Genomic DNA, 12891 nt, shown 5'->3' with positions numbered 1-12891 from the left:
GCTCCCCTTCATCACCGGTTGCGCTGGTAGAACCCGAGGCAGGCCCCAGGCTCCCAAGGCTGTAAAATCAGGTCAATGAGCTCCACCGATCTGACGCCTGAAGAGATCCAGGCCTGCCTCAAGGTTCTGACCACAATCCACGTCTATGACGAGGAGCACCCGGACTACGTCGCGGTCCGCCGCGCAACGGGCAAAATGTTCAAAGCCGTCAAGCGGCACCGCCGCGTCACCAAGCGGGATCTGATCGCGGAAGCGGACCGTGCAGTCATTGCCCTCACGGCAACAGCTGCACCGGACCGCATTGACGACGAAACCCGTGGCAACAAGCTTGCTCCTTCAGCTACTGGCGAGGTCGCGGGCCACTTGATCCGTTCGCGTCCCTGCTACATCTGCAAGCAGCACTACACACAGGTGGATGCGTTTTACCACCAGCTGTGCCCCGAGTGCGCTGCATTCAGCCATAGCAAACGCGATGCCCGCACGGACCTCACGGGTCGCAATGCCTTGTTGACCGGTGGCCGCGCCAAGATTGGTATGTACATTGCGCTCCGCCTGCTCAGGGATGGTGCCCACACCACCATCACAACGCGCTTCCCCAAAGACGCGGCACGTCGGTTTGCGGCCATGGAAGACAGCGCGGATTGGCTGCACCGCTTGCGGATCGTTGGCATTGACCTCCGTGATCCCGCCCAGGTGATGGCCCTGACGGACTCCCTGAACAAGGCCGGTCCGCTGGACATCATCATCAACAATGCCGCGCAAACCGTGCGGCGGACCGGTAACGCCTACAAACCCTTGGTTGACGCCGAGGATGAGCCCTTGCCGGCGGCGTTGGAGGCTTCCAACGGAGGGCCCGAGCTTGTCACGTTCGGCCACGCCCATGACAAGCATCCACTGGCCCTGGCCAGCAGCGTCACCGACCATCCTGTCCTCGCCGGAGACGCGATCACTTCCCTGGCGCTCTCTACCGGCTCGGCGTCTTTGGCCCGGATTGAATCAGGAACGGCTATCGATGCCGGCGGGCTGGTGCCGGACCTCGCCACCATCAACAGCTGGACGCAAGTAGTGGACGAAGTGGATCCGCTCGAAATGCTCGAAGTGCAGCTGTGCAACGTCACGGCTCCGTTCCTGTTGGTCAGCCGCCTCCGCGATGCCATGAAACGCTCAACGGCGAGGCGAAAGTACATCGTGAACGTTTCGGCCATGGAGGGGCAGTTCTCCCGTGCCTACAAGGGTCCGGGGCATCCTCACACGAACATGGCCAAAGCTGCCTTGAACATGATGACGCGAACCAGTGCCCAGGAAATGTTGGATTCCGATGGCATCCTCATGACTGCCGTGGACACCGGTTGGATCACCGATGAACGTCCGCATTACACCAAGGTGCGGCTCATGGAAGAAGGATTCCACGCGCCCTTGGACCTGGTGGACGGTGCTGCCCGCGTATATGACCCCATCGTGATGGGTGAGAATGGCGAGGACCAGTATGGAGTATTCCTCAAGGACTACAAGCCCTCCCCCTGGTAGATCAAAAAATCCTCGACTTGTGAACAGATATGGCCCCCAAGTGCTTTCTTGGGGGCCATATCTGTTCACTAACTGCTTATGCGAGGCGGGTGATCTCCACGGAAACGGATAGCCCCGAACCTCCGCCGCCGGAAAGAATACCTTTCAGCGGCGGAACATCCCGGTAGTCCCGTCCCCTCGCCACGGTCACGTGGTAGTCGCCGGCAGGCTTATGGTTGGTGGGATCCCAGCTGCGCCACTCCCCGTCCCACCACTCCAGCCAGGCGTGGGACTGCCCGGCAACCGTTTCGCCGATGTCAGCGGACGATCGCGGATGGATGTATCCGGAAACGTAGCGCGCTGGAATGCCCCGGCTACGCAATGCACCAATGGCCAAATGGGCAAGGTCCTGGCAGACACCCTGGCGTTGCGTCCACGCCTGTTCGGCGTTCGTCGTGACACCGGTGGTGCCCTTCATGTACGTCATCTCGCCAGCCATCCACGAAAAGACCGCCAACGCGGCCTCATGGGGGTTCTTACCGTCCACCACGCCTGGGATGATGCCGAGGACTTCCTCGCCCGGACCGCTCAAGCGGGACTGGGGCAGCCAATCGCTGAATTCATCCTGGATCTTCTCCGAGGCGATGACGTCCCAGCCCACGATGTCGTCCTCGGTTGCCACGCGCTCGGTCCGGTGCACTTCCACCGTGGCCGTTGCAAGGACTTCGAGGCTCTCGTGCGGCATCTGCATATCGAAGGCAGTGACCCGCGTGCCCCAGTAGTCTCGGTACGTGCTGACCGAGGCCTGGTTGGGTGAAACCTTCAGCGAGGACTCCAGGACCACCTGCTGGCCGTCCGTCAACGGAGTCATCCGCGCCTCGTTGTAGGACAACGTCACGCGTCGGTTGTATTTGTACGCCGTCTTGTGGACGATGCTCAGCCGGGTCATGAAACTTCTCCCACCCAGGCGTGCTCATCAGCCTGATTGAAGTACTTACGGGAAATCGCGTCCGAAGCCTGGGTCACGGCCTTCTGCACACGTTCCATATGCTCTGGCAATTCGGACATCAGGTCATCCGTCCGGTGGAACTCAAGGAACGTTCTGGCCTGCCCGACAATCCGACGCGCATCATTGATGAAGCCGACCCGCTGTGCTGAAGGATCCAGCTTTGCCAGGCACTCGTCCGCGTCGCGCAGGGCGTAGACGATCGAGCGCGGGAACAAACGGTCCAGAAGGAGGAACTCGGCTGCGTGCTGGTCGCCAAATGCGGCCCTCCGGGTCCGGATGAAGGACTCATAGGCTCCGGCGCAGCGCAGCATGTTCACCCACGACATTCCCGCGGACTGCACATCGCGCGTGGACAGCATGCGTGCTGTCATGTCGGCACGCTCAAGGGAACGCCCGAGCACCATGAACAGCCAGCTCTCGTCATGGCTGACGGTGGTGTCGGCCAGGCCGCGCACCATGGCGGTCCGCTCAAGGACCCAGTTGCAGAAACGGTAGGTTCCCACGACGTCCTTGCGATGCTGGCTGAGGCCGTAATACGTAGTGTTGAGGCTTTCCCAGAGTGACTGCGAGACGGTCTCCCGCGCCCTGCGTGCATTCTCACGTGCGGCGCCAAGCGAGCCCGCGATGGAGGATGCGCTCTGCTTGTCATAGGCAAGTGCATGCAGCAACTCCGGCAGGCCGAAGTCTTCGCTTTGTGGTTTCGCGCCCATTACGGCGAGGAGTTCGCGGGCCACACTGCGTTGCTCCTCAAGGGGCAGGTGGTTCAAGCGCTCCAGGTGCACGTCCAGGATCCTGGCAGTGCCGTCGGCCCGCTCCACATAGCGTCCGATCCAGAAAAGTGACTCGGCAATACGGCTCAGCATGAAACTGCGCCTCCTTCGCGTGGTGCTTGTCGAAGTTCAGGGTTTGATCGAGAAGTGATTCCGCTGAGGCCTGCGATCCGGCTCACTGCTGCTGCTCCGTTTGGCGGTCCCGCCAATTGCTTTCCACGGGCCACACAGAAACCTGCTCGCGCACCGTCACGGACTGGCGGGGAATGATCTCGGCAGGCATTTGTGGCGAATTGGCCAACACCCAGGTGTCTTTGGAACCACCGCCCTGGCTGGAATTCACAATCAGGGAACCCTCCTTGAGCGCCACACGCGTCAGGCCGCCGGGAAGGACCCAGACGTCGTCGCCGTCGTTGACCGCAAAGGGGCGGAGGTCCACGTGCCGCGGCCCGAATTTGTCTCCGGAGAGCGTGGGAACAGTGGAGAGCTGAAGAACGGGCTGTGCGATCCAGCCGCGCGGATCTGCAATGACGCGCTTCCGCAAAGCGTCAAGCTCTTCCTTGGAAGCATCCGGACCGATGACCAGGCCCTTGCCGCCCGAACCATCGACGGGCTTGACCACAAGCTCCTCCAAGCGGTCCAGAACATGTTCCCTGGCTTCCTTTTCTTCAAGCCGGAAAGTGTCGACGTTGGCGATGATTGGCTCTTCGTGAAGGTAGTACCGGATCAGGTCAGGCACGTAACTGTACACGAGCTTGTCGTCGGCTACGCCGTTGCCAACGGCGTTGGCGATGGTGACGCCACCAGCGCGGGCGGCGTTGACCAGGCCAGGGCAACCAAGCATGGAATCGGACCGAAACTGCAGGGGATCCAGGAAGTCGTCGTCGATTCGCTTATAGATGACGTCCACACGCTGTTCGCCGGCTGTGGTCCGCATGTACACACGGTTGCCGCGGCAGATCAGGTCCCGGCCTTCCACCAATTCCACGCCCATGAGTCCGGCAAGCAGGGTGTGCTCAAAATAAGCGCTGTTGAACACGCCAGGTGTGAGGACCACAACCGTGGGATCGTCGACGCCGGCCGGTGCGGTCTTGCGCAGCGCTGAGAGGAGCCTGCGGGGGTACTCCTCCACCGGCCGGATGTGTTGTTGGCCGAATGCCTCGGGCAGGCCCTTTGCCATGGCACGGCGGTTCTCCAGTACGTAGCTCACGCCGGAGGGGACCCGGACGTTGTCCTCGAGGACACGGAAGGTGCCTTCGGCATCACGGACGACGTCGATGCCTGAGACGTGGACGCGAACACCACCGGAAGGCTCGAAGCCGTGAACCGCACGGTGGAAATGGGCGCTTGTGGTGACGAGTTGCCGGGGAATGACGCCATCAGCCACCACGGCCATCCGGCCATACACATCGTTGAGGAATGCTTCAAGGGCTTTGACCCGCTGCGCCACGCCGCGCTCAAGGACGTCCCACTCATCGGCGGGGATAACGCGCGGGACGATATCCAGCGGGAATGGCCGCTCCTCCCCCGCGTAGTCGAACGTCACACCGCGGTCCAGGAACGTACGTGCCATGGAATCGGCGCGGGCGGTGACATCGGCCAGGGAAAGTTCGCGCAGTGCACCGGAGACCTGACCGTAGGATTTTCTGGCGACGTGGCCGGGAGCGAACATCTCGTCGTAGGCACCGCTGCGCGCAGCGGCCTCGGAATAATCCTGAAATAGGTCAGACATGGGAATTAGACAATCACCTTTTTGAGTCAAGCGCATTTCGCACTGATTGTGTCGCGGTTTCCGGAGACTCCCGGTTCGCCTTTCGGTGCCCCCATCCGGCAGGGTTGAGGCATGCCCTTGAACAGTCTTGCGCCCCACCTGTCCCGGCTGGGGCCGGGGTTGGTCCTGAGTATTGCCGCAACGGGGGTCGCCTTTACCGTCCACACGGTATTTCCGGCATTGGGGGTCATTCCCGTCATGACGCTTGCTGTTGCACTGGGTCTGCTCTCTGCAAATATACCGGGCACTGCTGTCTGGGCGGCGGGGCGCGCCCGGCCAGGCCTGGACTTCGCCGGGAAGCACCTCATGCGTGCCGGAATCGTCCTGCTTGGACTCAAGGTGAGCATGGGCGACGTCCTGGGATTGGGGTGGTTGTCACTGCTTCTGATTGCGGCCGTTGTAGTACTGAGTTTCGCCGGGACATATGGACTCGCGAAGATCCTGCGCCTTCCGGACGAGGCGGCCCTCCTGATCGCCACAGGGTTTTCCATTTGTGGTGCGTCTGCCATCGGTGCCATGGCAGCGGTACGGCGGGTCAAGCATCAGGACACTGTTCTTCCCGTGGCGCTGGTGACATTGTGCGGCACTCTGGCCATTGGAGTGCTCCCCCTCCTCATGCACCCCCTGGGCTTGAACCCGGAACAATTCGGAGCCTGGACCGGTGCATCCGTGCATGATGTCGGTCAAGTGGTTGCCACCGCCCAAACTGCGGGGACAGCGGCGCTGGCCGTCGCCGTCGTCGTTAAATTGACGCGAGTGGTGCTTCTGGCGCCCATCGCGGCGGCGGCAGGGCTCCACCAGCGGGTGATGCACGTCCGGCGGCGGTCCAATGGGGTACCAGGTCCATCAGGACAGCACGACGGCGACGGCAGGTTCCCGCCGATTGTCCCTCTGTTTGTCCTCGGCTTCATCGCGATGGTGGGCGTCCGCACCTTGGGGTGGGCGCCACCGGCAGCTCTGGAAGCCGCCGCCGGAGTACAGGACATCCTGCTTGCGACCGCCCTGTTTGGGCTCGGTTCCGCCGTGCGGGTGCGCACCCTGGTTCATACCGGTGGCCGTGCCGTTGCTGTTGCACTGGGATCGTGGCTGCTGATCGCAACGCTGGGCCTGGGCGCCGTATGGATCATGATTAGATAGCTGTGTGTCGAATCACAATCTCTCGCGCGACGAAGCCGCAACACGTTCAGCCCTGATCACCACCCACAGCTACGACGTCACCCTCGATGTCCGCGACGCGGCAGATCCCGCAACCGCCGGCTACCCGAGCACTAGCACCATCAGGTTTTCAGCCAAACCCGGTTCAGCCACCTTCCTCGATTTCATCGGCGGCGGAGTGAAGTCCGTGGTCCTGAACGGCAGGGAGCTTGATGTTGACCGTGCCGTGGACCGGGACAGAATCATCCTGGAAGGCCTCGCCACCGAAAACACCGTCACTGTGACCGGGACAGCGCTCTACAGCCGCTCCGGAGAGGGCATGCACCGCTTTGTCGACCCCGCCGATGGCCAGTGCTACCTCTACACCCAGTACGAACCGGCCGACAGTCGCCGCGTCTTCGCCAACTTCGAGCAGCCCGATCTCAAAGGCGAATTCACTTTCCACGTGATCGCTCCGGCAGGCTGGGAAGTCGCCTCCAATGGCGTGGAGACCTCCCGAACGCCTCTAGCGGATGATGCGGCAGCATGCTGCTGGGACTTTGCCACCACCAAGCGGATGTCCACCTACATCACCACGATCCTCGCCGGGCCCTACTTCAAGGCGACGGATCATTGGGGAGCAACTCTCGACGACGGCACCCGCCTTGACGTGCCACTGGCCCTTTACTGCCGCGCGTCTTTGGCGGAGTCGTTCGATGCCGATGAACTCTTCCGGCTGACCAAGAGCGGGCTGGCGTTCTTCAACGAACTTTTCGACTACCCCTATCCTTGGGGCAAATACGATCAGGCGTTCGTGCCCGAGTACAACCTCGGCGCAATGGAAAACCCCGGGCTGGTCACCTTCACCGAGAAGTATGTCTACGCTTCGCGGGCAACGGACGCCCAGTACCAGGCCCGTGCCAACACACTGATGCACGAGATGGCCCACATGTGGTTCGGCGACCTCGTCACCATGACCTGGTGGGATGACCTCTGGCTGAAGGAATCCTTTGCTGACTACATGGGGACCCTCGGCGTGGACCGCGCCACTGACTGGGATACCGCATGGGTGAATTTTGCCAGCAAACGCAAAGCCTGGGCCTATGTACAGGACCAGCTGCCTACCACGCACCCCATCGTTGCTGACATTCCGGACCTCGAGGCGGCCAAGCAGAACTTTGATGGAATCACGTATGCCAAAGGGGCCTCTGTTCTGAAGCAACTGGTGTCTTACGTAGGCTTTGATGACTTTATTGCCGGGTCCCGTCAGTACTTCCGGGACCACGAGTTCGGCAACACCTCGCTACAGGACCTTCTGCAGGCGCTCAGCGTCGCGTCGGGAAGGGACCTTGCCGGCTGGGCGCGCCAGTGGCTGCAGACATCGGGCATTTCCACGATCACGGCGGACATCGTTGATGACAACGGGATCATGGGCACCGTGACGCTCCAACAGGATGCAATCGACCCCCTGACCGGCAGGCAGGAGTTGCGGACCCATCGACTCCGGTTGGGCCTGTATGACCCCGATTCCTCCGGCCACCTCGTCCGGCGAGAGAGCATCGAGCTGGACGTCTCTGGCCCGAGCACGCTGGTGGCCGAACTGGCAGGGAAGCCCCGGCCCGCCCTGCTGCTGGTCAACGATGAGGACCTCAGTTACGCCAAGGTGCGGCTGGACGTCATTTCGGAGCACACGGTCCGCAGTTCCCTGGGCACCATCCAGGACCCCATGGCACGTGCCCTGTGCTGGACCGCACTGTGGGATTCGGCTCGGGATGGCGCTACGCCAGCGGTTCGGTACGTTGCCGCCGTCGAACAATTCGCAGCCACCGAAACCGGCATCGGCGTCCTCCTGAACGTGCTGGGAAATGCGGCCACCGCTATTGAACGTTATGTCCCCGCTGTCATGCGGGAAGGCGCGCGTAAGGACTTCCTGGCAGTCGCCGCCGCCCAATTGCAATCCGCAGCCCCTGGATCCGACCACCAGCTTGCGTGGGCCAGAACCCTGGCCGATGTTTCCAGGCACGGCGACAGCGAGCTCCCCCTGCTGCGGGGCATCATGGAAGGCGGCACTGTTATTGAGGGCCTGGCCGTTGATGCTGAACTGCGCTGGAGTTTCTGGCAGGCCCTGGCCGCCCATGGACAAGCCACGCAGCGCGAGCTGGAGGCTGAACTTGAGGCGGACAAGACGGCCTCCGGCCGTGAAGGCCATGCAGTAGCCTCCTCAGCCCGCCCTGACCCCTCCGTAAAGGCTGGAGCATGGGACGCAGCAGTCAACACCACTGGCCTGTCCAACGAGATCCTCAGTGCAACAATCACGGGTTTCACCATTGCGCCCAGAGACCTCGTGGACCCATACATCGAGCCCTACTTTGAATGCCTGGAACGTGTCTGGGCTGAGCGCAGTATCGAAATCGCAGGCAGGATCGTCAGGGGCCTCTACCCCAGCGCCCAGGATTTAGCCGCCGGGATGGAGCCGATCACGCATCCAGTGCTGGTGAAGACTGACCGGTGGCTGCATGAGCATGCCGATGCACCCCGCGCTTTGCGCCGCATCATCATCGAACAGCGCAGCCACCTGCTACGGGCGCTGACGGCGCAGGCCGCCGGTTAGGGAACCCTGTACAACCACTCCTCTGTGCCGAACTTGGTTTCTACCCTCTTCCTGGCCTCCGAAAGTTCGTCGTCCGACACGCAGGACTCAACTGCGCCGTACCGTTCCGTAAAAACTTCCTGCATGGCCTCAATGATGGCGGCGCGGGCCAAGCCGGTCTGCCGGCGCAATGGATCCACTCGCTTCTTGGCGCTTCGCGTGCCTTTGTCTGAGAGCTTTTCCTTGCCGATGCGCAGCACCTCCACCATCTTGTCGGCGTCGATGTCATAGCTCATTGTCACGTGGTGCAGCATGCCTCCATTGGCGAGCCGTTTCTGGGCCGCGCCACCGATCTTGCCTTGCTCAGTGGCGATGTCATTGAGGGGAACATAGAAAGCCGTGATGCCAAGCTTGTCCAGCGCCGCCATGACCCATGCGTCAAGGAAGGCGTAGGAATCAGCGAAACTGATGCCGTCCACCAACGTCTGCGGTACGTAGAGGGAGTAGGTGATGCAATTGCCGGCTTCCATGAACATTGCACCGCCACCACTGATCCGGCGGACAACTGTGATGCCGTGCCTGGATACGCCTTCAGGATCGACTTCGTTGCGAACGGACTGGAAACTCCCGATCACCACTGAAGGTTCCTCCCAGTCCCAGAACCGCAGGGTGGGATTTCGCAGTCCCGCGCCGACTTCTTCCGTGAGGACCTCATCGAGTGCGACGTTAACCTCGGTGGGCAGGACCGTAGGCGGGATAATTTCCCATTGGTGATCGGACCAGGCTGTGGCTTTGGACAGCGCACGGCGGACGGTCACTGCCACGGCCTCCGCCGAGAATCCAAAAAGCACGGACCCTGGGGGCAACCCGGCTGAGACAGCTGCAGTGATGTCTGCAGCCGACGTGGTCGAAGGCAGGCCCGTCAGCGCCGCATTGATGTCCTGCAGGGCTTCGTCCGGCTCCAGGAAGAAGTCGCCACTCAGTGAAACGTTGGCCAAGAGGCCGCCTTGGACGTCCAGATCCACCACCACGAGTTTGCCGCCGGGAACTTTATACTCCCCGTGAAGGCGCGTGGCGCCGTCGTCAATGTAGTTAGTGGGCTTTTCGGGTGCGGGCTGGAACGTCATGGGTTCCATCTTGCCGGAAAACAAAAAAGCCCGCATTGCTGGAAATTCCAGCGATGCGGGCTTTCGAAAAGCTTTGGGGTGAAGTGGGTTACTTCGTGCCGCCGAAGCCCTTGAAGCGAGCGTTGAAGCGCTCGACGCGGCCAGCGGAGTCCATGATGCGCTGCTTGCCCGTGTAGAACGGGTGGGACTCCGAAGAGATTTCGACGTCGATAACCGGGTAGGTGTTTCCGTCTTCCCATTCGATGGTCTTCGAGGAAGACACAGTCGACTTGGTCAGGAACTTCGTGCCGGAAGCCAGGTCGTTGAAAACAACAGCTTCGTACTTCGGGTGGATATCAGACTTCATAATGGGACCTTTTGTTCACGCAACTGGATTTTGCCAGCTGCCAGGTATGAATGGAGGTGGTCCGCCTGCTGCCATGTAGAAATTCCAGCGGCCGGGCCAACAATCAATCATAGCCGAAACCAGCCGGGTGCACGAACCAGGCTCACTCCTGCGGGCGAAGCTCCCAGAACGCCACCGCCGAAGCGGATGCGACGTTCAGTGAATCGACACCGGCGCGCATCGGAATCTTGACGGCGAGGTCGACGGCGGCAAGCGTCTCTGCGCTCATTCCGGCACCTTCCGTGCCAAGTACCAGAGCGAGTTTGGGGATGTTGCGGGCAGCGAGTTCGTCAAGGTCAACAGCGTCATCGGTCAATTCCATAGCGACAACTGTGAAGCCCTGTTCCTTGAGCCTTTCGAGGTCGCCCGGCCAGCTTTCCAGACGTGCCCAGGGAACCTGGAAGACCGTTCCCATACTGACCCGGACGCTCCGGCGATACAGTGGGTCCCCGCAGCGCGGCGAAACAAGCACGGCGTCCATTCCCAAGGCGGCAGCTGAACGGAAGATGGCGCCGACGTTCGTGTGGTCCACGGTGTCTTCCAGTACGGCAATCCGGCGGGCACCGGCCAGCAGCTCCGTGAGCGGCACGGGTTCCGGACGGTGCATGGCTGCCATCGCTCCGCGGTGCAGGTGGAATCCCGTGATTTCTTCCAGCAGCTTGGCCTTGCCGATGAAGACCGGAACGTCGGGATAGGCCCGGAAAACGTCGTCGAGGTCTTCCAGCCACTTCTCAGCCAGGAAGAAGGAACGTGGCTGATGACCTGCTGCCAGCGCCCGACGAAGAACCTTGGAGGATTCGGCGATGTACATGCCTTCTTTAGGCTCGCGGAGCTTGCGAAGGTGCACATCGGTCAGGGTGGTGTAGTCGGTCACGCGGGGATCATCCGCGGACTCAAGGTAGTGGAACGTCACCGGGTGATTATTTCAGCAGGTTGGCGATCATGACGACGAGGGCCACGATGCCAAGGGTGAAGATAATCGCACGCAAAACGCGCGGGGAAAGCTTGCGGCCAACCTTGGATCCAACCAGGCCTCCAATGGTTGAGCTCACGCCGATAAGCAGGACCACGAGCCAGTTAATGCGATCGAAGGCAAAGATCAGGTAGGACACAGCCGCCACCATGTTGACGCCGAGCACCAGGATGTTCTTCATGGCGTTGGCGTTCTGCATGGTCCCGGTGAGGAACACGCCCAATATTCCTACGAGCAAAATCCCTTGGGCCGCTACGAAGTAGCCGCCGTATACCCCGGCGAGGTAAACCAGGACCACGAGGAGGATGCCGTGGCTCCGGTCCCTGAGGGCATGCTCCGGGTTCTCTTCACGGTTTCGCACTGAGGCCTGGAGTCGAGGCTGGAACACCACCATCAGCAGCGCCAGTACCAACAGGACGGGGGCGACGTAATGGAACACCTTGTCCGGAAGGTGCAGCAACAACCATGCGCCAGTGATGCCGCCCAGAAGTGAAGCCGGCAGCAGCTTCAGCAACTGCCTGCCGCGGCCCGCGAGTTCCTGGCGATATCCCCATGCTCCGGCCGCAGTTCCGGCCACCAGGCCCATGGCGTTGCTCATGGAGGCAACCACCGGGGTTACGCCCAGCGCAATGAGCACTGGAAAAGTCACGAGGGTGCCGGAGCCGACTACCGCATTAATGGTGCCGGCCCACAAGCCCGCGAAAAAGACCAGGACGCTGCTAAGAATCTCCACAGTTGACGAAGAGTTCGCCTAGCGGCGTGCGGTTGCGGTGTAGCGGCCGGCGTTTTCCGTGACGTCCAGGGCAAGGCCGAAGGTGTTGCTCAGGTGTTCGTCCGTGAGAACGTCCTTGATGGCACCAGCTGCCACTACTCCACCTTCGCGCAGCAGCATTGCGTGGGTGAATCCCGGGGGAACTTCTTCGAGGTGGTGGGTAACCAGGACCATCGCCGGAGCCGCCTCGTCCTTGGCCAGTTCACCAAGTTTGTGCACGAGCTCTTCGCGCCCCCCGAGGTCCAGTCCGGCCGCCGGTTCATCCAGGAGCAGGAGTTCGGGATCGGTCATGAGTGCGCGCGCGATCTGCACCCGCTTCCGCTCACCTTCGGAGAGAGTGGCAAACGTGCGGTTGAGCAGCGGGCCCATCCCCCAGTCGTTCAGAAGGCCAAAGGCGCGACGCTCGTCGTCGCGCTCGTATCCTTCACGCCAGCGGCCCGTGACGCCATAGGCCGCGGTAACTACGACATTGAGGACGTTCTCGTGTTCCGGAATCTGGGTAGCGAGTGCTGCCGAGGAAAGGCCAATCCGGGGGCGCAGTTCAAAGACGTCCACCCGGCCCAGGGTTTCGTCAAGGATCCCTGCCCTTCCGCTGGACGGGTGCATGCGTGCTGCAGCAATCTGGAGAAGTGTGGTTTTGCCTGCGCCGTTGGGGCCAAGAATGACCCAGCGTTCGCCTTCGTTGACCTGCCAGTCAACCTTGTCCAGCAGGGTCTTCTTGCCTCGGACAACGCTGACGGAAGCCAATTCCAGAACATCACTCATAGCAGTAGACACTAGGACAAAAATACAGATGACTGATAACCGGGCATAGGTGCTCGCTGCTGCGGAGAAACGAATTCGGGTGAACCTGG

At 61.6% G+C, this 12891-nt stretch carries 11 protein-coding genes; 3 read left to right on the top strand and 8 right to left on the bottom strand.

Annotated elements, in window-relative coordinates; translation table 11 throughout:
* Positions 1-75: 75 nt before the first annotated feature.
* On the top strand, positions 76-1527 hold the full coding sequence (locus AC1DCM_RS03930) for an SDR family NAD(P)-dependent oxidoreductase (protein WP_477517357.1): 1452 nt from the start codon (positions 76-78) through the stop codon (positions 1525-1527).
* Between the two features lie 76 nt (positions 1528-1603).
* Here the strand turns inward: AC1DCM_RS03930 and AC1DCM_RS03925 are convergent, their stop codons facing one another.
* From AC1DCM_RS03925 to AC1DCM_RS03915, 3 genes are all read right to left on the bottom strand, one after another.
* The gene (locus AC1DCM_RS03925; RefSeq protein WP_477515641.1) at positions 1604-2455 is read right to left on the bottom strand and encodes a transglutaminase family protein; all 852 of its coding nucleotides are present in this window, start codon (positions 2453-2455) and stop codon (positions 1604-1606) included.
* Positions 2452-3378, bottom strand: coding sequence for an alpha-E domain-containing protein (locus tag AC1DCM_RS03920; RefSeq protein WP_216925742.1), 927 nt, complete (start codon positions 3376-3378; stop codon positions 2452-2454). Before AC1DCM_RS03920 ends, AC1DCM_RS03925 begins: the two co-directional genes overlap by 4 nt.
* Before the next feature lie 82 nt (positions 3379-3460).
* Complete coding sequence (locus tag AC1DCM_RS03915) at positions 3461-5017, bottom strand: circularly permuted type 2 ATP-grasp protein (protein WP_442005357.1); 1557 nt, start codon at positions 5015-5017, stop codon at positions 3461-3463.
* 111 nt (positions 5018-5128) lie between these two features.
* Between AC1DCM_RS03915 and AC1DCM_RS03910 the strand changes: the two genes are divergently transcribed.
* Entirely contained in the window at positions 5129-6193 is a 1065-nt protein-coding gene (locus AC1DCM_RS03910) for a YeiH family protein (protein WP_477517356.1), read from the top strand.
* Between the two features lie 4 nt (positions 6194-6197).
* Positions 6198-8801: an aminopeptidase N gene (gene pepN / locus AC1DCM_RS03905; protein ID WP_477517355.1), complete on the top strand. Its 2604-nt coding sequence runs from the start codon at positions 6198-6200 to the stop codon at positions 8799-8801.
* Here the strand turns inward: pepN and AC1DCM_RS03900 are convergent.
* From AC1DCM_RS03900 to AC1DCM_RS03880, 5 genes are all read right to left on the bottom strand, one after another.
* On the bottom strand, positions 8798-9907 hold the full coding sequence (locus AC1DCM_RS03900) for a lipoyl protein ligase domain-containing protein (RefSeq protein WP_477517354.1): 1110 nt from the start codon (positions 9905-9907) through the stop codon (positions 8798-8800). The genes pepN and AC1DCM_RS03900 overlap by 4 nt on opposite strands.
* A gap of 88 nt (positions 9908-9995) precedes the next feature.
* Entirely contained in the window at positions 9996-10253 is a 258-nt protein-coding gene (locus AC1DCM_RS03895) for a type B 50S ribosomal protein L31 (protein ID WP_216925747.1), read from the bottom strand.
* A 142-nt stretch (positions 10254-10395) separates the two neighbouring features.
* Positions 10396-11205 carry a TrmH family RNA methyltransferase gene (locus AC1DCM_RS03890; protein WP_477517353.1) on the bottom strand — a complete coding sequence of 270 codons (810 nt, stop codon included), beginning with the start codon at positions 11203-11205 and terminating at the stop codon, positions 10396-10398.
* 7 nt (positions 11206-11212) lie between these two features.
* Complete coding sequence (locus AC1DCM_RS03885; RefSeq protein ID WP_442005362.1) at positions 11213-11998, bottom strand: sulfite exporter TauE/SafE family protein; 786 nt, start codon at positions 11996-11998, stop codon at positions 11213-11215.
* A gap of 18 nt (positions 11999-12016) precedes the next feature.
* Positions 12017-12802, bottom strand: coding sequence for an ABC transporter ATP-binding protein (locus AC1DCM_RS03880; RefSeq protein WP_442017848.1), 786 nt, complete (start codon positions 12800-12802; stop codon positions 12017-12019).
* Between the last annotated feature and the right edge of the window lie 89 nt (positions 12803-12891).

The organism is Paenarthrobacter sp. 10N417 (genome assembly GCF_056394745.1).
This window is presented reverse-complemented; position numbering and strand designations above follow the sequence as displayed.